The following is a 24646-nucleotide window of genomic DNA, read 5'->3' on the forward strand; positions in this document are numbered from 1 at the left end:
CATCCCGAACACGGAAGTTAAGCTCTTTTGCGCCGATGGTAGTTGGGGGTTTCCCCCTGTGAGAGTAGGACGTCGCTGGGCATCTAATAGAAAGGCCGTTACCGGGAAACCTGGTAACGGCCTTTTTTTATTCATGTACGTTTTTTCTAAAACAAGGTCTATTCCCGCTTGCATTCATGCTTTGATTAACCTAATATGAAATTTAATTGCGAAGGAAAGGGTGCAGAAATTGGATATTAATCCGTGGTTAATGGTTCTTATAATATTTTCAATCAATATCGTCTATGTCACCTTCTTTACTGTGCGGATGATTATGACGCTCAAAGGTTTTCGATATATGGCGGCACTTGTGAGCATGGTGGAAGTGGTTATATATATAGTAGGACTTGGCTTGGTTTTGGATAACCTGGATCAGATTCAAAATTTAATTGCGTATGCGATTGGTTATGGATCTGGAGTTGTCATTGGTTCCAAAATTGAGGAAAAAATGGCTCTTGGGTATATAACGGTCAATGTCATCAGCAACGATGAAAGCGATTATCTTCCCCGTCAGTTGCGTGAAAAAGGTTACGGTGTGACAGACTGGGATGCGAATGGAAGAGATGGCGGTAGACAAGCCATGCAAATTTTAACACCGCGGAAGATGGAATTGAAACTATATAAAACGATTCAAGAAATCGACCCTAAAGCATTTATTATTGCGTACGAACCGAAAACTATTCATGGCGGATTCTGGGTCAAACAAGTGAAAAGAGGTAGGTTATTCAAATGAGCAAAAAAACACTCTGGTTTGAAGTGCAGGAACATGAAACAATGGAAGACTGCCTAGACCGGATGAAACGAGAGGGTTACATGGCTGTCGGGCGAAAAGAAGAGCCCTTATTTGAGGAAGTTAACGGAGAACCCGTACCTGTTCGCCAGATTATCAAGTTTAAAGGGAATAAAATCGAAAACTAGCAGAAGATGGGTAAAAAACACGAACGTTAAAAGATGTCTTTTGTTTAATGTTCGACTTTGCCATTGACGCATATGAATCATCTTGTTATGATTAATAAGGAAACCCCATATATGCAGAGGAATTGGCCTCTGCGTCTCTACCAGGACACCGTAAATGTCCGGACTATGCGGGAAAGCAACTTATGGTACTTATAACGGAGGATGTGCTTTTTTATGCCATCACGTATGTTTTCGTTGAATCAAAGTCCTTAAGTAAACTGCTTTTCACGTCATGTGAGCAGTTTATTTGAGGGCTTTTTACTTTTGAAAGAGAGGTTATTGAATGAATCCGCGAATTGGCATTATAATGGGAAGCTCGAGTGATTGGGAAACGATGAAACATGCTTGCGATGTGCTGGATGAATTGAAAATCGGTTACGAGAAAAAAGTGATATCAGCTCATCGAACACCTGACTTGATGTTCAGCTATGCTGAGGAAGCGCGTGCTAAGGGCTTGCATGTTATTATTGCAGGCGCTGGAGGAGCTGCTCATCTACCGGGGATGGTTGCAGCAAAGACTACCTTGCCGGTCATTGGAGTTCCTGTGCAATCGAAAGCATTGAATGGAATGGATTCCTTGTTATCGATAGTTCAAATGCCTGGCGGAGTGCCGGTCGCAACGGTAGCAATTGGGAAAGCCGGCGCAATTAACGCGGGACTGCTGGCTGCCCAAATTCTTGGAACGGTGGATAATGATGCGGCCCAAGCACTAGAAGAAAGACGAAAACGAACTGCGGAAGCCGTTTTGGAAAGTTCAGGTGATTTGGTGTGACGAGAACAATCTTACCGGGCCAAACAATTGGGATTATCGGCGGCGGGCAATTGGGCCGCATGATGGCATTAGCTGCGAAGGAAGCCGGCTTTAAAATTGCTGTCTTGGATCCAGGCATGGATTCGCCGACTGGACAAGTCGCAGATATTCAAATCGTCGCGCCATTTAATGATGCACAAGCTTTGGAAGAACTAGCGGAAGTGAGTGACGTTATTACGTATGAGTTTGAAAACATTGATGTAGATGGGCTTCGCCACTTAGCTGAAATTGCTTATGTGCCTCAAGGCGCTGAGCTGATTGGAGTTACGCAAAACCGGATTTTTGAAAAGCAGGCGATCCGGAAGGCTGGCGTGCCGGTAGCGGATTATATAGAAGCTTCTTCATTCAGCGAGTTGAAAGAGCATAGCGCCCATTTGAAATATCCGTTTGTCGTTAAAACCGCTAGAGGTGGTTACGATGGAAAAGGCCAGCAAATGGTGGAGAATGAAAAACAATTGGCAGAAGCTGAAGCCTTATTTCAAAATGGGGATTGCGTAGCGGAAGCGTTTATAGATTTTACGATGGAAATATCTGTAGTGATTCAGCGCAATACATTAGGTGAAACAGCTATATTGCCAACCGGAGAAAATATCCATAAAAACCATATATTGCATCAAACGATAGTTCCGGCACGTGTTAGCGAAGGAACGTTAACGAAGGCAAAAGCTGCAGCGGAAGCAATTGCCGAACATCTGCAAATGATTGGAACTTTGGCTGTCGAAATGTTTGTGTTGCCTGACGGTGAAATTCTGGTGAATGAATTGGCACCACGCCCTCATAACTCTGGGCATTATTCAATCGAAGCAACGAATATTTCGCAGTTTCATCAGCATATCCGCGCCATTTGCGGCTGGCCGCTGCGTGAACCCAAGCTTTGGAGTCCAGCTGTGATGGTAAATGTTTTAGGTGAGCATGTAGCACGTCTAACGACAAAAATTGCGCAATACCCGGACTGGTCGATCCACCTATACGGCAAGGACGAAGCGAAGCATAAACGCAAGATGGGGCATGTAACCATTTTGACAGAAGACGTAAATCAGACATTACAAGAAATCGACGCATCTGGCATTTGGCCGGAATAATTGGAGGATATTGAATATGATCGCACGTTATACACGCCCGGAAATGGGCGCCATTTGGACAGAAGAAAACAAATACCAGGCTTGGCTTGAGGTTGAAATTCTCGCTTGTGAGGCGTGGGCAGAAATCGGGGACATTCCGAAAGAAGATGTAGCGAAAATCCGTGAGAACGCTGGTTTTTCTGTAGATCGCATCTTAGAAATTGAAGAAGAAACCCGTCACGACGTAGTGGCTTTCACCCGTGCTGTTTCAGAAACACTTGGGGAAGAGCGCAAATGGGTCCATTACGGATTGACCTCGACGGATGTTGTCGATACAGCACTTTCCTATCTATTAAAGCAAGCGAACGAAATCCTGCGCAAAGATTTAACGAACTTCATCGATATTTTAGCTAATAAGGCGAAAGAACATAAAATGACCGTCATGATGGGCCGCACACACGGTGTCCACGCAGAGCCGACGACATTCGGTTTGAAATTGGCGCTTTGGCACGAGGAAATGAAACGTAACCTAGAGCGTTTTGAAGCGGCGGCAAAATCGATTGAAACCGGTAAAATGTCCGGTGCGGTTGGAACGTATGCGAATATCGATCCTTTTGTTGAAGAATATGTCTGCAAGAACTTAGGCATTGCTGCATCACGGATTTCCACACAAACTTTGCAGCGTGACCGCCATGCACAATACATGAGCACGCTTGCGTTGATCGCATCGTCCATCGAGAAGTTCGCGACGGAAATCCGCGGTTTGCAAAAGTCCGAAACACGAGAAGTCGAAGAGTTTTTCGCCAAAGGGCAAAAAGGATCATCCGCAATGCCGCATAAACGCAACCCGATCGGTTCAGAAAATATGACTGGCCTTGCGCGCTTAATCCGTGGGTATATGATGACGGCTTATGAGAACGTCTCGCTATGGCACGAGCGCGACATCTCGCATTCATCTGCTGAACGCGTCATCTTGCCGGATGCAACGATTGCGTTGAACTATATGCTTAACCGTTTTGGCAATATCGTCAAAAACTTGACGGTGTTCCCAGAGAACATGAAGCGCAATATGGATTCGACACTCGGTCTTATTTATTCACAGCGTGTGCTTCTGACATTGATTGATAAAGGGATGGCTCGTGAAGCCGCATACGATACCGTTCAACCTTGTGCCATGGAAGCTTGGGAAACGCAGACTTCTTTCCGTAAGGTAGTGGAAGCGAATGACACGATCACATCGCAGCTGACAAAAGAAGAGCTGGATGATTGCTTCGACTACAACCACCACTTGCAGCAAGTCGATATGATTTTCAACCGTCTCGGATTAAATTAAACGGAGGCTCTAATCATGGAAAAAGCTCAGCTATTGTATGAAGGAAAAGCGAAACGTCTGTATCAAACGGACGAGCAAGGCATTCTTTGGGTGGAGTATAAAGATTCCGCCACTGCATTCAACGGAGAGAAAAAAGAAGAGATTTCAGGTAAAGGGCGTTTGAACAATCAAATCACTTCTTTGCTGTTTGAGAAATTAAAAGCAAACGGTATCGCTTCTCATTTTGTAAAGCAACTGTCTGATAGCGAGCAATTGGTGCGTGAAGTAAGTATCATCCCAATCGAAGTGGTCGTCCGCAATATTGTGGCCGGCAGCATGGCGAAGCGGCTTGGTCTCGAAGAAGGCAAGGCGATTGAAGTGCCGGTTGTGGAATTTTATTTGAAAGACGACGCGCTTGGCGATCCGCTTATCACAGATGATCATGTTGCCATGCTTGGGCTTGCGACTGAACAGGAAGTCGCTGTCCTGAAAGACAAGGCACGAAAGATCAATGAGGTATTGATCGGCTTTTTCCAAGAGATCGGAGTCGACTTGGTCGATTTCAAAATCGAATTCGGCCGCGATGAGCAAGGAGATATCTTGCTGGCGGATGAAATTTCGCCTGATACGTGTCGCCTATGGGACAAGGAAACGAAACAAAAACTCGATAAAGACGTATTTCGCCGGAACCTCGGCAACTTGACCGATGCTTATGAACTCATTTTATCTCGACTGGGAGGACAAAACTGATGAAAAAAGTAAAAGTGTATGTGACATTGCGTGAAAGTGTACTTGATCCACAAGGTTCCGCTGTGATGGGATCGCTCCATAAAATGGGCTATGACGAGGTCCAGGACGTCCGGATCGGTAAATATCTGGAGTTGGTCATTGGGGATAGCGAACGCGATGTCGATGCTTTGGTCGACGAACTCTGCAACCGGATGCTGGCGAATACGGTGATTGAAGATTACAGGTACGAAATCGAGGAGGTTGTCTCGCAATGAAGTTCGCAGTGATTGTTTTCCCAGGGTCGAATTGTGACTTGGATATGTACCATGCCATCAAAGATGAGCTTGGAGAAGAAGCAGAATACGTCTGGCACGATACACACGATTTGAGCGGTTATGATGGCATTTTGCTTCCAGGCGGTTTCTCTTACGGGGATTATTTACGAGCAGGCGCCATTGCCCGTTTTTCAGGCGTCATGGACGAGGTTCGCAAAGCAGCAGAAGCTGGCAAACCGGTTCTAGGCGTTTGCAACGGCTTCCAGATCTTGACGGAAGCAGGACTGCTTCCAGGCATGCTGATGCGCAACAAGAACTTGAAATTCACTTGTGGAACGGTCAGCTTGAAAGTGGAAAATGCCCAGACTTTGTTTACAAACCAATACAAAGAAGGCGAAGAGATTCGCATTCCAGTCGCTCATGGGGAAGGCAATTATTACTGCGACGACGCGACATACCAACATTTGCAAGACAATAACCAAATCGTTTTCACTTATGCAGAAGACTTTAACGGCAGCCGCAACAACATCGCAGGGATCATCAACGAGCGCGGCAATGTGCTCGGCATGATGCCCCACCCAGAACGCGCCGTTTCCGACTTGATCGGCGGAACGGACGGTTTGCCATTATTCAGATCAATCGTTAAACAGTGGAGGGAATCGCATGTCAGTCACGCTTGAGCCGAATACGCAGCAGATTAAAGAACAGAAAATCTACCAGCAGATGGGTTTGTCGGACGCTGAATTCAAGATGGTTGAAGATATACTCGGCAGAACGCCGAATTACACGGAGACGGGTTTGTTTTCTGTCATGTGGTCTGAACATTGTTCCTATAAAAATTCCAAACCGGTGTTATCAAGATTCCCGACTAAAGGCGACCACGTATTGCAGGGGCCAGGAGAAGGCGCGGGCATTGTCGACATCGGCGACGGCCAGGCTGCGGTATTCAAGATGGAGTCGCATAACCACCCATCTGCCATCGAACCTTATCAAGGCGCGGCAACAGGCGTTGGTGGCATTATCCGTGATGTCTTCTCGATGGGCGCACGACCGGTTGCTCTGTTGAACTCGTTGCGCTTTGGTGAACTAGAGACACCGCGCGTCAAGTATCTGTTTGAAGAAGTGGTTGCTGGTATCGCTGGATATGGCAATTGCATCGGCATCCCGACAGTCGGCGGCGAAGTGCAATTCGATGCATCGTATGATGGCAATCCGCTTGTCAATGCGATGTGTGTCGGTTTGATCGATCATAAAGACATCCAAAAAGGCGTCGCTAAAGGTACCGGTAACCCAGTCATGTACGTCGGCGCGAAAACTGGCCGCGATGGCATTCACGGCGCAACGTTCGCTTCAGAAGAGCTGACCGACGCATCTGATGAGAAACGCCCAGCGGTCCAAGTAGGCGACCCGTTCATGGAGAAGTTGCTTCTTGAGGCATGCCTTGAACTGGTGAAATCGGATGCGCTAATCGGCATTCAGGACATGGGCGCAGCTGGACTTACTTCTTCTTCAGCGGAAATGGCGTCAAAGGCCGGATCCGGCATCGAAATGGATTTGGATCACGTACCGCAGCGTGAAACGGGCATGACGGCTTACGAAATGATGCTGTCGGAATCCCAAGAACGCATGCTCATCGTCGTCCAAAAAGGGCGCGAACCGGAAATCGTCGAGCTGTTCGAAAAATATGGCCTGGATGCCGTGACAGTCGGGCGGGTAACGGACGATTCGACTTTGCGCTTGAAGCATAAAGGCGAAATCGTGGCGGAAGTGCCGGTCGACGCATTAGCAGAAGATGCGCCGGTATACCACCAGAAATCTAGCGTGCCGGAATACTATAAAGAATTTCAGGAATTGCCGAACGAAGAGCCGAAAGTGGAAGACCACCAGTCGACATTGCTTTCGCTCTTGCAGCAACCGACTATCGCTTCAAAAGAATGGGTTTATAACCAATACGACCACCAAGTGCGGACGAGCACCGTCGTCTCCCCTGGCTCTGACGCCGCAGTTATCCGTGTGCGCGGGACGAACAAAGGCCTTGCGATGACAACAGATTGCAACTCACGCTATATCTACTTGGATCCGGAAACTGGCGGCAAGATCGCAGTTGCAGAAGCGGCACGCAATGTGGTTGTTTCAGGCGGTCGCCCGCTTGCGATCACGGATTGCCTGAACTTTGGCAACCCGGAAAAGCCAGAGATTTTCTGGCAGCTCGAAAAAGCGGCAGACGGCATGTCTGCAGCTTGCTTGCAATTGAATGCACCGGTCATCGGCGGAAACGTCTCTTTATACAATGAAACGAGCGGCACGGCCATTTACCCGACGCCGACAATCGGACTCGTTGGACTGGTCGAAGACTTAAATCATGTCACGACACAGGATGCTAAAAACGAAGGTGATTTCGTTTACCTAGTCGGCGGCACCATGACCGAATTCGGCGGTAGCGAATTGCAGAAGATGGTGGAAGGCCGCATTTTCGGCAAAGCGCCATCGATCGATTTGGAAGTGGAAGCACAACGCCAATCACAGATTCTTACGGCGATCCAGCAAGGCTTGGTCCAATCAGCGCACGATACAGCCGAGGGCGGTGTCGCAGTAGCATTGGCCGAGAAAACATTCGGCAATGGGCTGGGTGTTGAGGTAACTTTGACAGGTTCGAAAACAACAGCATTATTCAGCGAAACACAGTCACGCTTTTTGCTGACAGTATCGCCTGAACAAGCACAAGCATTTGAGGAAACAGTGAAAGATGCACGGAAAATCGGTGAAGTCACGGGTGATCGCATGATCGTCAAAGGGGAAGACGGAGCCGTATGGATCGATGAATCGGTCGAAACGCTCCGCTCCGCCTGGAAAGGGGCTATACCATGCTTGCTGAAATCAGAGGCTTAAACGAAGAATGCGGGATTTTTGGCATTTGGGGCCACACCAACGCAGCGCAACTTACGTATTATGGGCTTCATGCTTTGCAACACCGCGGTCAGGAAGGCGCAGGAATCGTTTCGACTGATGGAGAAGCTTTGCGCGCCTTAAAAGGCGAAGGCATGGTCAGTGAAGTGTTCACTCCTGAAAAATTAGAGAAGATCACGGGGACTGCAGCAATCGGCCATGTCCGCTATGCTACAGCGGGGGGCAGCGGCATCGAAAACGTCCAGCCTTTGCTGTTCAATTCGACAACAGGCAGCCTGGCGATTTCGCATAACGGCAATTTGGTCAACGCGACGCAATTAAAAGGGCATCTTGAGCGACAGGGCAGCATTTTCCAAACGACATCCGACACGGAAGTGCTTGCTCATTTGATCAAGCGCAGCGGCTATGAAAGCTTTGAAGAAAAAGCGAAAAATGCTTTATCTTTATTGAAAGGCGCATTTGCGTGTCTTATCTTGACGGAAGAGGCCATGTTTGTGGCGCTCGACCCGAACGGTTTACGCCCCTTATCCATTGGGAAAATGGGCGATGCGTGGGTGGTCGCTTCTGAAACGTGCGCATTCGATATTGTCGGTGCGGAACTTATCCATTCGGTAGAACCTGGCGAATTCCTCATTGTGAATGATGACGGCATGCGCAAGGAACGTTTTGCCTATCCAGAAGAGCGCTCAATCTGCACGATGGAATATGTCTATTTCTCCCGTCCGGATTCCGATATCGATGGCATCAATATTCACTCGGCAAGAAAACGGCTTGGCAAGCAATTGGCGAAAGAAGTTCATATCGAAGCGGACGTTGTTACAGGTGTGCCGGATTCCAGCATCTCTGCCGCAATTGGCTTTTCCGAACAAAGTGGCATCCCGTATGAACTTGGGCTCATCAAAAATCGCTATGTTGGCCGGACGTTCATCCAGCCTTCACAGGAAATGCGGGAACGCGGCGTTAAGATGAAATTGTCTCCGGTCCGCCAAGTGGTCAAAGGCAAGCGCGTTGTCATGGTTGATGACTCGATTGTTCGTGGGACCACTTCCCGGCGTATCGTCGCCTTGCTGAAAGAAGCGGGAGCGACGGAAGTTCATGTTGTGATTAGTTCGCCGCCGATCAAGAACCCTTGTTTTTATGGCATTGATATTAGCACATCGGGTGAATTGATCGCTGCGAACAATACAGTGGAAGAAATGCGCGAAATCATCGGAGCGGATTCGCTGACATTTTTGTCGGTTGACGGGATGGTACAAAACATCGGCCGCACCGACCCAGGCTCGAAATGCGGCCATTGCCTAGCATGTTTCACTGGCGAATACCCAACGAATATCTATCCAGATACCGTGTTACCGCACGAAAAAGAAAAAGTGAAATAGGGGGAACCGAAGTGTCTAAAGCGTATGAAAAAGCAGGCGTCAATATCGAAGCAGGCTATGAGGCCGTCAAGCGGATGAAATCCCATGTCGAACGTACCGCTCGTACCGGAATGCTCGGTGCATTCGGCGGATTCGGCGGCATGTTCGATTTGTCCGAGCTGAATTTGAAACAACCGGTTCTCGTCTCAGGAACAGACGGTGTCGGCACGAAGTTGAAACTGGCTTTTATGGCGGATAAGCACGATACGATCGGCATCGATTGTGTGGCGATGTGCGTCAACGACATCGTCGCACAAGGTGCGGAACCTTTGTTTTTCCTCGATTATATCGCTTGCGGCAAAGCGGTTCCCGAAAAAATTGAACACATCGTCAAAGGTGTTGCGGATGGCTGCGTGGATGCAGGCGCCGCATTGATTGGCGGCGAAACCGCTGAAATGCCTGGGCTATATGACGCCGATGAATACGATATTGCCGGCTTTGCGGTCGGTGCTGCAGAAAAGGCGGATATCGTGACAGGCGAGCGCATTCAAGCGGGTGATGTGTTGGTTGGGCTTGCTTCAAGCGGCATCCACTCGAATGGCTATTCGCTCGTGCGCCATATTTTATTCGGCGACGAGGAAGGTTCATTGGATAAGACAGTGACAGGTTTTGAACAACTTGGCACGCTCGAATCCTTGTTGCTGGAGCCGACGAAAATTTATGCCAAGACCGTTCAATCGATCCGCAAACAGGCAGATGTTCACGGCATGGCGCATATTACAGGCGGCGGATTTATCGAAAACTTGCCGCGCATGATGCCTGAAGGGCTCGGTGTAGAAATTGAGCTTGGCTCTTGGCCAGTGCTGCCGATATTCGACTTGTTGAAAGAAAAAGGCGAACTGGCAGACCGTGATTTGTATTCGGTATTCAATATGGGCATTGGCTTTGCCGTGGTGGTTTCTGAAACCGAAGCACAGCAAGCGATTCAAGCAGCTGAAGCAAGCGGCGACAACGCCTATGTCATCGGCCGCGTGACAGATGTAGAAGGTGTCCAGTTCCAAGGCAGTCAGGACGGGACTTTACATGAAGAATAGAACTAAACTGGCCGTTTTCGCTTCTGGAAACGGCTCTAATTTTCAAGCGCTTTACGACGCGATACAAGACGGGCGACTGGATGCAGAGATCGTACTGGTCATAACCGATAAGCCGTCCGCGTTTGTTTTGGAACGGGCGAAACAGGCAGAAGTGTCAGCTTTTTCGTTCAATCCGCGAGACTATGAGTCCAAACAGGCGTATGAATCGATGCTGGTGAAAAAGTTGGAGGAAGCGGAAGTAGAGTGGCTTGTGCTGGCCGGCTTTATGCGATTGATCGGGCCTGTGTTACTTACGGCTTATGAAAACCGCATCGTTAATATCCATCCATCGGTGCTGCCTGCTTTCCCCGGAAAAGATGCCATTGGCCAAACGCTTGCAGCAGGAGCGGAAATGGCGGGTGTCACGGTCCATTTTGTCGACGAAGGCATGGACACGGGAGCCATCATTGCACAGCGTTCATTTCCTGTAGGCGGCGCGGGCCGTGAGACAGTAGAACGGAAAATCCATGAAATCGAGCACCAATTATACCCCGCGAGTTTGCAACAATTATTCAGCCGGCAGCAGTCGGTCTAGGAGGTCCATGCATGAAAAGAAGAGCATTGATAAGCGTATCGGACAAATCTGGTATTTTGGAGTTTGCCCGTGAACTAGTAAAAATGGATGTAGAAATCTTATCAACAGGCGGTACGCGCAAGCATTTGGAGGACAACGATGTTCCGACGACGGCAGTGGATGAAGTGACCGGGTTCCCTGAGATTTTAGGTGGCCGCGTGAAAACTTTGCATCCGCTGATTCACGGTGGTTTATTGGCAAAACATGACGATAGCGAACACCAGCAGCAAATGAACGATAACGGCATCGCGCCAATCGAGTTTGTCTGCGTTAATTTATACCCATTCCGCGAAACGATTTCAAAACCGGATGTAACGGTTGATGATGCCATTGAAAACATCGATATCGGCGGTCCGACGATGCTGCGTTCTGCAGCGAAAAACCACGCATATGTGACAGTTATTGTTGATTCAGGAGATTACGAAGCAGTGCTAGCGGAACTGCGCGAACAACAAACAACAAGCCCGGAGCTGCGCCGGAAACTTGCTGCGAAAGTATTCCGCCATACAGCGGCATACGATGCATATATTTCCAATTATTTGACCGACCTGACAGATGAGCAGTATCCAGAGCAATTGACCCTTACATATGAATTGTCCCAAGCGCTGCGCTACGGGGAAAACCCTCACCAGAAAGCAGCCTTCTATAAGAGTGCGCTCGGTTCGGATTTCTCGATTGCGCACGCGGAGCAATTACACGGGAAAGAACTTTCCTATAATAATATCCAAGATGCCAATGCGGCGCTTCAAATCATCAAGGAATTCACCATCCCTGCGAGTGTCGCAGTCAAGCATATGAATCCTTGCGGCGTCGGCACCGGTAATACGCTTTCTGAATCGTTCAAAAAGGCGTATGAAGCGGATTCGACTTCAATTTTCGGGGGCATCGTTGCCTTGAACCGCGAAGTCGATCTGGAAACAGCACAGCAATTGTCGCAAATTTTCCTTGAAATCGTCATCGCGCCATCGTTCACAGAAGAGGCGCTTGCAGAACTCGGCAAAAAGAAAAACATCCGATTATTGACGGTACCGTTTGAAACCAAACGCCGCGATAAGTGGAATACCGTCACAGTGGAAGGCGGCTTGCTCGTTCAAGAACCGGATGCGTTTGGCTATGAAGATGCTGAAATTCGCGTCGTGACGGAAAGGCAGCCGACAGAACAAGAACTTGAAGCCTTAAAACTTGGTTGGAGCGTCGTCAAGCACGTCAAATCAAATGCTATTGTCGTATGTGACGAGTCGATGACTCTAGGTGTCGGTGCAGGACAAATGAACCGTGTGGGTGCAGCTGCCATTGCACTCGAGCAAGCAGGCGAGAAAGCAAGTGGCGCAGCAATGGCCTCGGATGCATTCTTCCCGATGTCTGATACGGTTGAAACAGCGGCGAAGGCCGGAATCAAAGCGATCATTCAGCCAGGTGGATCGAAAAAAGACCAGGAATCGATCGATGCAGCGAATGCGCACGGCATCGCAATGGTCTTTACAGGCGTCCGTCATTTCAAACATTAATCGGAGGTGTACGATGATGAACGTATTGGTTATCGGCAAGGGCGGGCGTGAACACGCGCTCGCGCATCAGTTCGCCATCGCGCCGTCGGTCGCGAAAGTTTACGTGGCGCCAGGCAATGACGGCATGGAACAGGATGCACAGCTCGTGGATATCCATGAGACGGATTTTGAAGCTTTGGCAGTGTTTGCTAAGGACAATGAAATTGCCTTTACATTCGTCGGGCCGGAACAACCGCTGTCAGAAGGCATCGTCGATTTCTTTCAAGCGCGTGGATTGAAGATTTTTGGTCCTGACAAAGCCGCTGCACGCATCGAGGGCAGCAAAGCATTTGCCAAGGAATTGATGAAGCAATACAAGATCCCGACCGCAGCTTATGAAAGTTTTACGAATACGGAAGAAGCTATAACTTATATCAAGCAGCAAGGCGCGCCGATTGTTATCAAGGCGGATGGTCTTGCTGCCGGAAAAGGCGTCGTCGTCGCGCAAAGTGAGCAAGAAGCAATCGATGCCGTGACCGATATGCTCGATGGCCAGAAATTCGGTGATTCGGGATCGACCGTTGTTATCGAAGAATACTTGGACGGCGAGGAATTTTCCTTCATGTCTTTCGTCCAGGACGGCAAGATTTACCCGATGGCCATTTCACAAGACCATAAGCGCGCGTTTGACGGCGATAAGGGGCCGAATACTGGCGGGATGGGCGCGTACTCGCCGGTGCCGCAGATTTCGGAATCGGTCGTCGAGGAAACATTTGCGAAAATTGTCCGGCCGACGGTAGAGGCGATGGCTCAAGAAGGCACAGCGTTCAATGGCATTTTATACGCGGGCATCATTTTGACGGCAAAGGGCCCGAAAGTCATTGAATTCAATGCCCGCTTTGGCGATCCGGAAACGCAAGTGGTCTTGCCGCGTCTGAAAACCGACCTTGGCGCATTTATCGCGACCATTTTGAATGGCGAGGAAATGGAGCTTGAATGGGATGCCCGCCCTGTGCTGGGTGTCGTCATTGCCGCGGATGGCTATCCGGGAACTGTGGAAAAAGGAACCGTGTTACCGGAACTGGATGAATTAACGGATGTAACCGTCACCCACGCCGGCACGAAACGCTCCGAAAGCCGCTTCACTGCTAGCGGCGGCCGGGTGTTGCTTGTCGCAGGCAGCGGCGAGACGTTGAGAGACGCTCAGGAAACTGTTTATCAAGCGCTCGGGAAATTAGCATGGGACGGTTTCTTTTACCGCACAGATATCGGCTGGCGTGCAATCTAACTAAATAATTGGTATAATAAAATGGCACAATTTCATGGCGAAACTGTGTCATTTATTTATGCGGCCCCTTGCCGCAGAGGATTTTCAACAGCCCACTTTTACCTCTTTTACTAAACTCCAATTTTCACCCATCACTACCCCGGAATCAATAAAACCAGCAGGGCATTCAAACTCGGAAGGAGCAAAAATGATGAACTGGTATGAAAAATTGAATCAATATTTCCCTGTGGAGGAAATGAAATCGAAAGAGCATATGGACACATTGCTGAAGGAGAAGGGCAGTGTCTACTACAAAGATGAGGGTCCATACCACGTCTTGATGTATGCGGAATTCCCGAGCTTCTCGTTCGTCGACTATTTATTCGTCTCCAAAGAATCGCGCGGCATGGGCATCGGCAAGAAAACTTTGCAAATGCTCAAGGATAAGAATAAGCCTATCATTCTAGAAGTCGAACCGGTCGATTACGAGGATACGGATTCAGAGAAACGCTTGCGCTTCTATGCACGCGAAGGTTTTGAACATGCTACATCAATCGGCTATTGCCGCCGTTCACTCGCGACGGGCGAAGAAAACTCCATGGAGATTCTTTACTGGGCGCCGAACAATGAGACCGAAGAAGAGATTTTTGAAGCGATGAAGAAAATGTATGAAGACATTCATACGTATAAAGACGAGCATTTTTATGGCGAGTCGTATGATCCGGTTTCGGACGTCTTAACGAGAAAAGAACAAGACCAGAACGATATCCTGAAACCGTTCAGTGATCCGGTCAATAAATAAACCGAAATCCACGTCTTTGGGACGTGGATTTTTTATGTCCGGTGCGGTAAATGAGTAGAGAGTTCTCAGGTCATTTTCTGTGAAATAATGCATAATTATGCTAGGATACGATATATGGATATTGAAAAGAGAGCAGGTGCCTTCGGATGGTAAACCCTTTATGGAGAAATACAGAAATAAGGAAACAATTGAAAATTGTATCGAAAGAATTATCCCCGGACCTTGTGCTGACGAACGCGACTTATCTGCACGGGATATTTAAAAAATGGATGAACGGCAATATATGGATCGATGGAGACCGCATCGTTTACGCAGGACAAGACATGCCGAAAATCGATGATAAGACAGAAGTAGTGGACGTCAGCGGCAAATGGATCGTGCCTGGTTATATCGAGCCACATGTCCATCCGTATCAACTTTACAATCCCCAGCAATTCGCCGATTATGCCGCGCAAGGTGGGACAACCGGGTTCATCTCTGACAACTTACCCTTGTTTTTAGCGCTAGAAAACGAGAAAGCGTTTACATTATTGGACCGTATGGCGGAACTGCCGTTCACATTCTATTGGTGGACACGCTTCGATTCGCAGACGGAACTTGTCGGGGAAGACCAAAAGTTCACCTCAAAAGCGGTCGGTGAATGGCTAGAACGGCCGGATGTCATCTTAGGCGGGGAATTAACAGGCTGGCCGAAGTTATTGGCTGGCGACGATCAAATGCTTTATTGGATTCAAAAAGCAAAAATCAGCCTGAAGAAAATTGAGGGGCATTTCCCCGGAGCTTCCGAGAAAACCTTGGCACGCATGAAATTGCTCGGTGCTGACGGAGACCATGAAGCGATGACTGTCGATGAAGTAGAGACGCGCTTATTGCATGGGTATGGCGTGACGCTGCGCCATTCCTCGATCCGTCCAGATTTGCCGGAATTATTAGCGGGCATTGTGGAGCGGGAATTGAATGTTTTCGATAAATTGATGATGACGACAGATGGTTCGACACCGGTCTTCCATAAAGACGGGGTCATGGATATGTGCATCCAGATCGCGCTCGACGCCGGTGTTCCGGCAATTGATGCTTACATGATGGCTTCTTATAATGTAGCGCGCTACTACAATTTGACAAGCTTGCACGGTTTGATCGGGACGGGGCGCTATGCGGACTTGAACATTCTTGATGCAATCGATAACCCGGTGCCGAGTGGTGTGATTTCTAAAGGGGTCTGGCTCAAACGCGATGGTGAGAAAGTGCGCTCACTCGATGAAGTGGATTGGTCGGTACTGCCGGAATTGGATCTCGACTTTGAATTGACCGATGACGATTTTCAGTTTTCGATGCCGTTTGGCGTGGAGATGGTCAACGATGTCATCACCAAGCCGTATTCTGTGAGCGTCGATACGAATGTTGAGCGCTTGTCGAAAGACCATGGTGAAAGCTTCTTGATGCTTCTCGATAAAAATGGCAAATGGCGGGTCAATACCTTGATCAAAGGCTTCGCAACAGAAGTCGATGGATTCGCTTCGTCTTATACCAATACAGGCGATATTGTACTAATTGGCAAAAGTCAAAAAGACATGTGGAAAGCATTTGAAGCCGTGAAGCGTCAAAGAGGCGGCATTGTCTTAGTCGAAGATGGCGAGACCGTCTGCGAATTGCCGCTGCCTATTGGCGGCATCATGTCCGATTTGCCGATGGAGACCTTGATGGAGCAGGAAACCGAGTTGAAGCAAGCGTTGAAAGAGCGCGGCTATGAACATGGCGACGCTGTCTATACTTTATTGTTCTTGATGGCGACGCATTTGCCGTATGTCCGCATTACCCAAAAAGGGATTTATGACGTCATGAACAAAACCATTCTATTCCCAGCATTCATGAGGGGCCAGGGATGAAAAAATGGCTGATCTTGCTTGCTTTGCTGATCATTGCCGCTGTCTTGGTTGTTTGGCTGGTCGGAAGGGAACAAGCGGGAGAGCCGGAAGCACCCGTAACTCCGGAGCTGCCGGAAACGCCTGAGGTGTCGGAGGAAGTGCTCACTACAGCCCCTTTCACCGGCATGCAAGGAGACGGGCCGTATGACAGCCGTGCGGTGATGGCAGTCATCAATAATCACCCAGCAGCGCGTCCCCAAACAGGACTAGTCGAAGCTGACATGGTTTTTGAAATCATTGCAGAGCACAATATCACGCGGTTTTTAGCGTTGTATCAAAGTCAGTTTCCGGTAGCTATTGGGCCAGTGCGCAGTGCGCGTGATTATTTTGTCGAATTGGCTCAAGGCTATGACGCATTTTTCATTGCTCACGGTTACAGCCCGGAAGCACAGCAATTGCTGGAGTCGGGGGTGGTCGACCACGTCAACGGCATGCAATACGACGGGACCTTGTTTAAGCGTTCGTTAGACCGTGTTGCGCCACATAACTCCTATATTACTTATGAAAACGTCGAACTGGCGATGCAGATGACCGGCACTTCACCCAATTACCGCATAAAAGCACCTTATGCTTTCTCTGCGGCGGGCAGTAATGATAAACTAGGAGAACAAGCTGCTTCTATTGAAGTAACCTACGGTGGCGACCCGCTTTTTGCGAGTGCCTATACGTATGATGCAGAGACGCAGCTTTACGGCCGGTCATCGGGCGGAGTCGACACGGTCGATAAGGATACTTCGCAGCGGATCGAAGTCGCCAATGTTTTGGTCATGGAAATGGCACACGAAACAATCGATGCGAAAGGGCGTCAGGAAATTGATCTCGTTTCCGGCGGACAGGCGTTATTGTTCCGTGAAGGAATCGTTCAGGAAATCATTTGGCGCGCAGAAGATGGCATGCTCGTGCCAGTCGGGAATGACGGGCCAGTTGAATTGATGCAAGGAAAAACCTGGGTCCATATAATTCCGGAGTTGCCGGGAATAGACCAGGCGGTACAATATAGCCCGTAGAAGCGGGATCAATCGAAGAGCAATGAAAGGACGTTGAATGTGCATGCAAGTTGATAAGATTAGAGGGCCGCAGACCGATCAATTGATCGAAGCGGTGCTGGCATTGGAAAACAAAGAACAAGCCTATCGATTTTTTGATGATTTGTGCACGATCAGCGAGATCCAATCGTTATCACAGCGATTTGAAGTGGCGCATATGCTGCGCTTGAAAAAGACCTACGAAAAAATCAAGAACGAAACCGGCGCGAGTACAGCGACGATTTCCCGTGTGCGCCGCTGCTTGAATTATGGCAACGATGCATACGAGGAAATGCTTGATGTGTTGTATCCGGAAGAAAAACAGATTGAACTTCCAAAAGACTGACCAGCGAATGATGCTGGTCAGTCTTTTCGTGAGTTGAATTTTTCATTTGTGGATGGATGGGGACAGAGTGTTGGCCGATCTTTTGTTATAATGGAAAGATGAAAAACAAAGAACAGTTAGGAGAATACCTGTGGACTTTCGAACATGGCGGCATGTCTTTAAATTAGATCCTGCAAAGCAGCTTTCAGATGGACATTTGGAACGAATTTGCAAATCCGGGACTGATGCCATCTTGATTGGCGGAAGCGATGATGTCACACTCGACAATGTCCTGGAGTTGATGGCCCGTGTGATGCACTATTCGGTGCCGGTTGCACTAGAAGTGTCGACGGTCGAATCGGTGACGCCAGGTTTTGATTATTATTTCATTCCGACGGTGCTCAATAGCAGTGATCCGAAATGGATCAAAGGGCTTCATCATGAAGCGATCCGAGAGTACGGTGAGATCATGGACTGGACGGAGATCGTTCCGGAAGGCTATTGCATTTTGAATCCGGACTGTAAAGCGGCACACTTGACCGGGGCGGATACATCTTTGACCGAAGAGGATGTGCTCGGATATGCACGCATGGCGGAGCATTTCTTTAAGTTGCCGATCTTTTATCTGGAATACAGCGGCATGTATGGCAATCCGGAATTAGTGAAAAAAACCGCGTCGGTGCTATCCGACACTCGGCTATTTTATGGCGGCGGCATTGATTCAGCGGAGCGCGCCAAGGAAATGGCCGCCATCAGCGACACAATCGTTGTCGGCAATATTATTTATGAAAATCTAAACCAAGCGATTGCGACCGTCAAGGCAGTTGCGGAAACGGCTGAGCAATCGTTATAATAGTAGGAACAAATGTTCGAGGTGGTGCACAATGGAAATAATCATGAAAAACTTGCTGCGGGGCATGAACCCCGAGCAGGAAGAAGCAGTCAAAACAACAGAAGGCCCGCTATTGATCATGGCCGGTGCGGGATCTGGGAAAACACGGGTATTGACGCACCGCATCGCGTATCTCGTACTAGAAAAGCAAGTCTATCCGTCCAATATCCTCGCGATTACCTTTACCAATAAAGCGGCACGTGAAATGCGCAACCGAATCGATGGGCTATTAGGCCACGGAACGGGCGACCGCATGTGGGTGTCGACATTCCACTCCATGTGCGTGCGCATCTTGCGCCGCAATATCGACCGGCTTGGATTCTCCAAAAGCTTTTCGATTTTAGATACGACCGATCAATTGACAGTCATCAAAAATGTCTTGAAACAGCAAAACCTGGACCCGAAAAAATACGAGCCGCGGACGATGCTGAACGCTATTTCGTCGTCAAAAAACGAATGCATCGACGCAGAAACTTTCGCGGCAAATGCCAATCAATTCAATCCGTATGAAAAAACGGTGGCAGAAGTCTTCACTGGCTACCAGAAACGGCTCCAAAAAAACCAATCGCTCGATTTCGACGATTTGATCATGATGACCTTAAAACTGTTTGAAACCGTGCCCGATGTACTGGATTACTATCAGGATAAATTCCATTACATCCACGTTGATGAATATCAGGATACGAACAATGCCCAGTATCAATTGGTGCAGTTGCTGGCGAAGAAATTCAAGAATATTTGCGTGGTCGGCGATTCCGACCAGTCGATCTACCGCTGGCGCGGGGCGGATATCACCAACATCCTGTCGTTCGAAAAAGATTACCCGGATGCCAAAGTGATCATGCTCGAACAAAATTACCGTTCGACCAAGCGCATTTTGCAGGCGGCAAACGACGTCATTCAGAAAAACACGAGCCGCTATCCGAAAGAATTGCGCACTGATAACGACGAAGGCCCGGCGATTACGCTTCATAAAGCGGGTGATGAGCGCCAAGAAGCTCAGTATATCGTCCAAACCATTCAACAGCTTATGCAGCAAGAAGGATACAAAACTTCCGATTTTGCCATTTTGTACCGGACCAATGCACAATCGCGTATTTTAGAAGAAATGTTCGTCAAGTCGAATATGAGCTACACCATCGTCGGCGGCACGAAATTCTATGACCGCAAAGAAATCAAAGACCTGCTGGCGTATTTGCGCTTGATTGCCAATAACGAAGATGATTTGTCGCTCGCGCGCATCATTAATGAACCGAAGCGGGGCATCGGCGCGACCTCATTCGAGAAAATGGCGCGCTTTGCGATCGAGCAGGACCGCACCATCATGGATTCCTTGCAGGAAGCGGATTTCATGGGCTTGACGGCAAAAACGGCACAGACGGCGCTTGAGTTCCGGTCAATGATTGCCGGGTTTACCGAAATGCAGGAATTCCTGTCGGTGACGGAATTGGTGGAAGAAGTGCTGAAGAAATCCGGCTACCGCCAAATGCTCCAAAACGACAAGACCATTGAAGGCGAAAGCCGCCTGGAAAACTTGGATGAGTTTCTGACAGTGACACAAGCGTTCGAAAAACAAAGTGATGACAAGTCATTGGTGGCATTTTTGACCGATCTCGCTTTGATTGCGGATATCGATTCACTCGACGAGGAAGAAGAACCGGGAGATGGCCCGATCATCCTCATGACGATGCACGCAGCGAAAGGCCTCGAGTTTCCGGTCGTGTTTATCGCAGGACTTGAAGAAAACGTCTTTCCGCATTCACGCTCGAACAACGACGAGGAAGAACTAGAAGAAGAGCGGAGACTCGCCTATGTGGGCATTACGCGCGCTGAAAAACGGCTGTATTTGACACACGCTTCGTCGCGGACAATTTTCGGCAAAAGCAATTTCAATATGCCATCGCGTTTCATTTCCGAAATTTCAGAAGACCTTATTGAACAAACTATCGCCAATCACCGTGCTGGCGCTGCGACAAGTTATAAGCAAGCGCCAAAACGAAAAGCGGTCATGAAACCTTCTTACCAGCAATCTGGCGGCGACCGCTTGGGCTGGAAAACAGGGGACCGCGCGAAGCATAAAAAATGGGGCGTGGGCACTGTCGTCAATGTCAAAGGCGAAGGCGAACAAACAGAACTCGATATCGCTTTCCCAAGCCCAACAGGCATCAAGCGTTTACTCGCGAAATTTGCGCCGATCGAAAAAGAATGATCTGGAGGAACTTGAATGGACCGCATCAAAGCTGAAGAACGTGTAACCGAATTGAATGAATTGCTCCGCGACTATGGGCATGCTTATTATGTGCTCGACAAACCGAGCGTGCCAGATGCCGTGTACGATCAATTGCTTCATGAATTGATTGAACTGGAAACCGTATACCCTGATTTGATATTCCCGGATTCGCCCACACAGCGGGTCGGGGGTACGCCTTTGTCGAACTTCGAGAAAGTCCGCCACGAGCGGCCGATGCTTAGTTTGTCGAATGTGTTCAATGAAGAAGATTTGCGTGATTTCGATAAACGCGTGCGTGGTGGTGCCGGGGATTCTGTGGAATATGTGTGCGAATTGAAAATTGACGGCCTTGCGGTTTCGCTGCATTACGAAGACGGCAAATTCGTGCGCGGTTTGACGCGCGGTGATGGCCGTGTCGGAGAAGACATCACGGTCAATTTGCGCACAGTGCGTTCGATTCCGCTTAAACTAAAAGAACCTGTGTCGGTCGAAGTACGCGGCGAAGTATTCATGCCGAAAAAATCGTTCCATGCACTGAACACGGATCGCGAAGAGCGGGGCGAGGAATTATTCGCCAATCCGCGGAACGCTGCAGCTGGTTCTTTGCGCCAATTGGATTCCAAGATTGCCGCTAAACGCAATCTAGATGTCTTTATTTATGGCATCGGGGGCGACGGTGAAACATACGGCTTGAACGAGCATGACGAGTCGCTTCGCTATTTGACGGAACTTGGCTTTAAAACGAATGGCGAGCGGAAAGTGTGCCGCTCGGTTGAAGAAGTGCTGGCATACATTGAACAATGGACAGACGCGCGCAATCAATTGAGTTACGAAATCGACGGTATCGTCATCAAAGTCAATCGCTTTCTCCACCAGCAAGATCTCGGCTTCACGGCGAAAAGCCCGAAATGGGCAACTGCCTATAAATTCCCGGCTGAAGAAGTGATGACGACGGTGCGCGATATCGAACTGAGCATCGGCCGTACCGGCGTCGTCACCCCGACGGCGATTCTGGAGCCAGTCGCTGTTGCCGGAACGACCGTGCAACGTGCATCTCTCCATAACGAAGACTTGATTCGTGAGCGCGACATCCGCATCAATGATAAGGTCATTATTCGAAAAGCCGGCGACATTATTCCAGAAGTCGTCAAAGCGCTGATCGAAATGCGATCGGGGGATGAACAGCCGTTTGAAATGCCGACTGAATGTCCGGCTTGCGCAAGCGAACTGGTGCGCATTGAAGGGGAAGTGGCGCTGCGCTGCGTCAACCCGAAATGCCCGGCACAAATCGTCGAAGGCATGATCCATTTCGTGTCGCGCAACGCGATGAACATTGACGGGCTTGGCGAGAAAGTCATCGAGCAACTGTACCGTGAAGGGCTAATCCAGGATGTTTCGGATCTTTACGCTTTGACCAAAGAGCAGCTGCTCGAACTCGAGCGCATGGGCGATAAATCTGCCAGTAACTTGATCGAGGCGATAGAGGCTTCCAAAAGCAATTCAATGGAACGCTTGCTGTTCGGCCTCGGCATCCGCCACGTCGGCGAACGCGGGGCACGCATCTTATCGGAACATTTCGGTTCGATGGATCAATTGATACAGGCAAGCCTGGAGGAATTGATTGCCATCCATGAAATCGGCGATAAAATGGCCGATGCCGTCGTCACGTACTTTGAAAAGGAAGAAGTTTTGGCACTTGTGGAACGTTTACGCGAACGCGGCGTCAATTTATCCTATACGGGCACGATCGTCCGCGTGGAAGAAGGTGCCAATGCATTTGCCGGCAAGAAAATCGTCCTGACCGGGAAGCTGGAAAACATGACCCGCCAGGAAGCCGGCGCACGCATTGAAGCGCTCGGCGGCAAATTGACCGGCAGCGTCAGCAAGAAAACCGATTTGCTGATTGCTGGCGAGGAAGCCGGTTCCAAACTCGACAAGGCCCAGGATCTCGGCGTGGAAGTATGGAATGAAGAGCGCCTGCTTATGGAATTGAACGAATAAGGAGATTAGTATATGAAACGCATTTGGTGGATCTCGATCAGCCTATTGCTGCTTTCGGGATGTGTCCCTTCCGGAAACGACGAAGCAGAAGTGATCAACACAGAACAAGAAGAACCGGAGACGGCCATCATCCCGAGTATGCAGCTCGATGACCAATACTACCGGACGCTCTTGCCTTATAAGCAAAGTGCGACCCGCGGAAAAATTGTCAGCCGGTTGAATTCGCGCTACGACATCAAAGAAGCAGAGCACGGCTTATTGCGCCTGTCGCAGCAGCAATTTTCACCGGATGATTACTATTTCCAGGAAGGCCAAAAAATCACCGATGAAGAAGCAACGCTTTGGCTACAGCGTGAAAGCAAAGACAATCCGCAAGGGCTGAATCCAGAAGACGGCCGCAGCCAAGCGGAAACCGATGAAGGCGAACGTCCGCAACCGGAGCTGTTGGCGCACATCCTTGAGCAGAATTACTTAGTGAAAACAGAAGAAGACAAGATCCGCCTTGGCGGGGTGTCTGTCGGGCTTGCGCTGAATACAGTTTATTATAATTCCTCAGACAATATTCCTTACGAGGAAAACATCCCCCAAGATCAAATCGTTTCAGAGGGCAAGCGGATGGCAGATGAGATCGTCAAGCGCTTACGGGAGAAAGAAGGCATGGGAGATGTGCCGATCCTTGTCGCTTTATTCGCCCAGAACAGCCGCAATGCGATGACACCAGGCACTTATTTCTCTTATGGCGCTGCGCCAAAAGGCGAGACAGAAGTGGCGAACTGGAACGATCTTGATGAGTCTTATGTTGTGTTCCCGACGTCTGGAACAAACGAGCAATACCGCGATATCGACACGGCATTCCGCAACTTCAAGCAAGATGTGGAAGTGTATTTTTCAAACTTCACGAGCGTCATTGGAAAAGGTTTTTATCAAAATAGCCAATTGCAGGAGCTGAAAATCGAAATCCCAATCCAATTTTACGGTTCGGCTGAAGTGATCGGTTTTACGCAATATGTCACAGGCTTGATTCTCGATCATTTTCCGGACGATGTCCAAATTGAAGTAAACGTGACATCAACGAACGGAGCGGAAGCACTCATCTTGCGAAAAGCTGGGGAAGAAGAACCGGTTGTCCATATTTACGAGTAGGTCGGCAATTTAAGAGACAGCCAGTTGGCTGTCTCTATTCATTTTTTTAGAAAAATGGTATGATAGACCGTATGTTTATTGAATCCGGAGGTGTAGAAAATGGCGAAAATGACAAAAGAAGAAGTTATCGAAGTGGCCCACTTGGCACGTTTAGCAATTACCGATGAAGAAGCGGTGCATTTTGCGGACCAATTGGAAGCGATCACCAATGCGATGGAATTGCTGAATGAATTGGATACGGAAAATGTAGAACCGACAACACATGTATTGCCGCTAGTCAACGTGATGCGCGAAGACAAGTCGATCGAAGGCTTGCCACGTGAAATGGTGATGAAAAACGTAAAAGAGCACGAAGGCGGACAAGTTCGCGTGCCAACGATTCTAGACTGATTG

General features: G+C 48.9%; 23 protein-coding genes, 1 rRNA gene and 1 riboswitch. All 24 genes read left to right on the forward strand.

Annotated features, from left to right (window positions below; all coding sequences use genetic code 11):
• Positions 1-81, forward strand: a 5S ribosomal RNA gene (rrf, locus tag AY633_RS15270); the annotation flags it as partial.
• Between the two features lie 169 nt (positions 82-250).
• Positions 251-772: a DUF2179 domain-containing protein gene (locus tag AY633_RS15275; protein ID WP_068465607.1), complete on the forward strand. Its 522-nt coding sequence runs from the start codon at positions 251-253 to the stop codon at positions 770-772.
• Entirely contained in the window at positions 769-957 is a 189-nt protein-coding gene (locus tag AY633_RS15280; protein ID WP_068489061.1) for an NETI motif-containing protein, read from the forward strand. The genes AY633_RS15275 and AY633_RS15280 overlap by 4 nt, the downstream gene beginning before the upstream one ends.
• An 85-nt stretch (positions 958-1042) precedes the next feature.
• A riboswitch (purine riboswitch) is annotated at positions 1043-1143 on the forward strand.
• Between the two features lie 136 nt (positions 1144-1279).
• Positions 1280-1768 (forward strand): 5-(carboxyamino)imidazole ribonucleotide mutase, encoded by a 489-nt coding sequence (gene purE / locus AY633_RS15285; protein WP_068489062.1) that lies wholly within the window; start codon positions 1280-1282, stop codon positions 1766-1768.
• On the forward strand, positions 1765-2889 hold the full coding sequence (gene purK, locus AY633_RS15290) for a 5-(carboxyamino)imidazole ribonucleotide synthase (protein WP_068489063.1): 1125 nt from the start codon (positions 1765-1767) through the stop codon (positions 2887-2889). Before purE ends, purK begins: the two co-directional genes overlap by 4 nt.
• A 16-nt stretch (positions 2890-2905) precedes the next feature.
• Positions 2906-4201 carry an adenylosuccinate lyase gene (gene purB / locus AY633_RS15295; protein ID WP_068489064.1) on the forward strand — a complete coding sequence of 432 codons (1296 nt, stop codon included), beginning with the start codon at positions 2906-2908 and terminating at the stop codon, positions 4199-4201.
• 15 nt (positions 4202-4216) lie between these two features.
• Complete coding sequence (gene purC / locus AY633_RS15300) at positions 4217-4930, forward strand: phosphoribosylaminoimidazolesuccinocarboxamide synthase (protein WP_068489065.1); 714 nt, start codon at positions 4217-4219, stop codon at positions 4928-4930.
• A complete protein-coding gene (gene purS / locus AY633_RS15305) occupies positions 4930-5184 on the forward strand; it encodes a phosphoribosylformylglycinamidine synthase subunit PurS (RefSeq protein ID WP_058381411.1) in 255 nt (84 codons plus the stop codon). Before purC ends, purS begins: the two co-directional genes overlap by 1 nt.
• Positions 5181-5864: a phosphoribosylformylglycinamidine synthase subunit PurQ gene (gene purQ, locus AY633_RS15310; protein WP_068489066.1), complete on the forward strand. Its 684-nt coding sequence runs from the start codon at positions 5181-5183 to the stop codon at positions 5862-5864. The genes purS and purQ overlap by 4 nt, the downstream gene beginning before the upstream one ends.
• Positions 5848-8073, forward strand: coding sequence for a phosphoribosylformylglycinamidine synthase subunit PurL (gene purL, locus AY633_RS15315; RefSeq protein WP_068489067.1), 2226 nt, complete (start codon positions 5848-5850; stop codon positions 8071-8073). The genes purQ and purL overlap by 17 nt, the downstream gene beginning before the upstream one ends.
• Positions 8049-9470: an amidophosphoribosyltransferase gene (gene purF / locus AY633_RS15320; protein WP_068489068.1), complete on the forward strand. Its 1422-nt coding sequence runs from the start codon at positions 8049-8051 to the stop codon at positions 9468-9470. The genes purL and purF overlap by 25 nt, the downstream gene beginning before the upstream one ends.
• Before the next feature lie 11 nt (positions 9471-9481).
• A complete protein-coding gene (purM, locus tag AY633_RS15325) occupies positions 9482-10543 on the forward strand; it encodes a phosphoribosylformylglycinamidine cyclo-ligase (RefSeq protein ID WP_068489069.1) in 1062 nt (353 codons plus the stop codon).
• A complete protein-coding gene (gene purN / locus AY633_RS15330) occupies positions 10533-11117 on the forward strand; it encodes a phosphoribosylglycinamide formyltransferase (RefSeq protein WP_068489070.1) in 585 nt (194 codons plus the stop codon). Before purM ends, purN begins: the two co-directional genes overlap by 11 nt.
• Positions 11118-11128: 11 nt before the next feature.
• Entirely contained in the window at positions 11129-12664 is a 1536-nt protein-coding gene (gene purH / locus AY633_RS15335; RefSeq protein WP_068489071.1) for a bifunctional phosphoribosylaminoimidazolecarboxamide formyltransferase/IMP cyclohydrolase, read from the forward strand.
• A gap of 16 nt (positions 12665-12680) precedes the next feature.
• Positions 12681-13931 (forward strand): phosphoribosylamine--glycine ligase, encoded by a 1251-nt coding sequence (gene purD, locus AY633_RS15340; protein WP_068489132.1) that lies wholly within the window; start codon positions 12681-12683, stop codon positions 13929-13931.
• Between the two features lie 190 nt (positions 13932-14121).
• Positions 14122-14712: a GNAT family N-acetyltransferase gene (locus AY633_RS15345; RefSeq protein WP_068489072.1), complete on the forward strand. Its 591-nt coding sequence runs from the start codon at positions 14122-14124 to the stop codon at positions 14710-14712.
• 146 nt (positions 14713-14858) lie between these two features.
• Complete coding sequence (locus AY633_RS15350; protein ID WP_068489073.1) at positions 14859-16598, forward strand: adenine deaminase C-terminal domain-containing protein; 1740 nt, start codon at positions 14859-14861, stop codon at positions 16596-16598.
• Positions 16595-17644: a DUF3048 domain-containing protein gene (locus tag AY633_RS15355; RefSeq protein ID WP_068489074.1), complete on the forward strand. Its 1050-nt coding sequence runs from the start codon at positions 16595-16597 to the stop codon at positions 17642-17644. Before AY633_RS15350 ends, AY633_RS15355 begins: the two co-directional genes overlap by 4 nt.
• A gap of 43 nt (positions 17645-17687) precedes the next feature.
• Positions 17688-18008 carry a YerC/YecD family TrpR-related protein gene (locus AY633_RS15360; RefSeq protein ID WP_068489075.1) on the forward strand — a complete coding sequence of 107 codons (321 nt, stop codon included), beginning with the start codon at positions 17688-17690 and terminating at the stop codon, positions 18006-18008.
• Between the two features lie 130 nt (positions 18009-18138).
• Entirely contained in the window at positions 18139-18840 is a 702-nt protein-coding gene (locus tag AY633_RS15365; protein ID WP_068489076.1) for a heptaprenylglyceryl phosphate synthase, read from the forward strand.
• Positions 18841-18871: 31 nt separating this feature from the next.
• Positions 18872-21088: a DNA helicase PcrA gene (gene pcrA / locus AY633_RS15370; RefSeq protein ID WP_068489077.1), complete on the forward strand. Its 2217-nt coding sequence runs from the start codon at positions 18872-18874 to the stop codon at positions 21086-21088.
• 15 nt (positions 21089-21103) lie between these two features.
• Positions 21104-23110 carry an NAD-dependent DNA ligase LigA gene (ligA, locus tag AY633_RS15375; RefSeq protein WP_068489078.1) on the forward strand — a complete coding sequence of 669 codons (2007 nt, stop codon included), beginning with the start codon at positions 21104-21106 and terminating at the stop codon, positions 23108-23110.
• Positions 23111-23122: 12 nt separating this feature from the next.
• The gene (locus AY633_RS15380; RefSeq protein ID WP_068489079.1) at positions 23123-24253 is read left to right on the forward strand and encodes a CamS family sex pheromone protein; all 1131 of its coding nucleotides are present in this window, start codon (positions 23123-23125) and stop codon (positions 24251-24253) included.
• Positions 24254-24352: 99 nt separating this feature from the next.
• Complete coding sequence (gene gatC, locus AY633_RS15385; RefSeq protein WP_068489080.1) at positions 24353-24643, forward strand: Asp-tRNA(Asn)/Glu-tRNA(Gln) amidotransferase subunit GatC; 291 nt, start codon at positions 24353-24355, stop codon at positions 24641-24643.
• The last annotated feature ends 3 nt before the right edge of the window (positions 24644-24646 follow it).

The sequence above is a fragment of the Planococcus maritimus genome (genome assembly GCF_001592825.1).
In the GTDB taxonomy this organism is placed as follows: Bacteria; Bacillota; Bacilli; order Bacillales_A; family Planococcaceae; genus Planococcus; species Planococcus maritimus_C.

Excerpts from the sequence above, each read along its gene's own strand:
- AY633_RS15275 (WP_068465607.1), top strand. The coding sequence starts at position 251 with ATGGTTCTTATAATATTTTCAATCAATATCGTCTATGTCACCTTCTTT.
- AY633_RS15280 (WP_068489061.1), top strand. The coding sequence starts at position 769 with ATGAGCAAAAAAACACTCTGGTTTGAAGTGCAGGAACATGAAACAATG.
- purE (WP_068489062.1), top strand. The coding sequence starts at position 1,280 with ATGAATCCGCGAATTGGCATTATAATGGGAAGCTCGAGTGATTGGGAA.
- purB (WP_068489064.1), top strand. The coding sequence starts at position 2,906 with ATGATCGCACGTTATACACGCCCGGAAATGGGCGCCATTTGGACAGAA.
- purC (WP_068489065.1), top strand. The coding sequence starts at position 4,217 with ATGGAAAAAGCTCAGCTATTGTATGAAGGAAAAGCGAAACGTCTGTAT.
- purS (WP_058381411.1), top strand. The coding sequence starts at position 4,930 with ATGAAAAAAGTAAAAGTGTATGTGACATTGCGTGAAAGTGTACTTGAT.
- purQ (WP_068489066.1), top strand. The coding sequence starts at position 5,181 with ATGAAGTTCGCAGTGATTGTTTTCCCAGGGTCGAATTGTGACTTGGAT.
- purL (WP_068489067.1), top strand. The coding sequence starts at position 5,848 with ATGTCAGTCACGCTTGAGCCGAATACGCAGCAGATTAAAGAACAGAAA.
- purF (WP_068489068.1), top strand. The coding sequence starts at position 8,049 with ATGCTTGCTGAAATCAGAGGCTTAAACGAAGAATGCGGGATTTTTGGC.
- purN (WP_068489070.1), top strand. The coding sequence starts at position 10,533 with ATGAAGAATAGAACTAAACTGGCCGTTTTCGCTTCTGGAAACGGCTCT.
- purH (WP_068489071.1), top strand. The coding sequence starts at position 11,129 with ATGAAAAGAAGAGCATTGATAAGCGTATCGGACAAATCTGGTATTTTG.
- purD (WP_068489132.1), top strand. The coding sequence starts at position 12,681 with ATGAACGTATTGGTTATCGGCAAGGGCGGGCGTGAACACGCGCTCGCG.
- AY633_RS15345 (WP_068489072.1), top strand. The coding sequence starts at position 14,122 with ATGAACTGGTATGAAAAATTGAATCAATATTTCCCTGTGGAGGAAATG.
- AY633_RS15350 (WP_068489073.1), top strand. The coding sequence starts at position 14,859 with ATGGTAAACCCTTTATGGAGAAATACAGAAATAAGGAAACAATTGAAA.
- AY633_RS15355 (WP_068489074.1), top strand. The coding sequence starts at position 16,595 with ATGAAAAAATGGCTGATCTTGCTTGCTTTGCTGATCATTGCCGCTGTC.
- AY633_RS15360 (WP_068489075.1), top strand. The coding sequence starts at position 17,688 with ATGCAAGTTGATAAGATTAGAGGGCCGCAGACCGATCAATTGATCGAA.
- pcrA (WP_068489077.1), top strand. The coding sequence starts at position 18,872 with ATGGAAATAATCATGAAAAACTTGCTGCGGGGCATGAACCCCGAGCAG.
- ligA (WP_068489078.1), top strand. The coding sequence starts at position 21,104 with ATGGACCGCATCAAAGCTGAAGAACGTGTAACCGAATTGAATGAATTG.
- AY633_RS15380 (WP_068489079.1), top strand. The coding sequence starts at position 23,123 with ATGAAACGCATTTGGTGGATCTCGATCAGCCTATTGCTGCTTTCGGGA.
- gatC (WP_068489080.1), top strand. The coding sequence starts at position 24,353 with ATGGCGAAAATGACAAAAGAAGAAGTTATCGAAGTGGCCCACTTGGCA.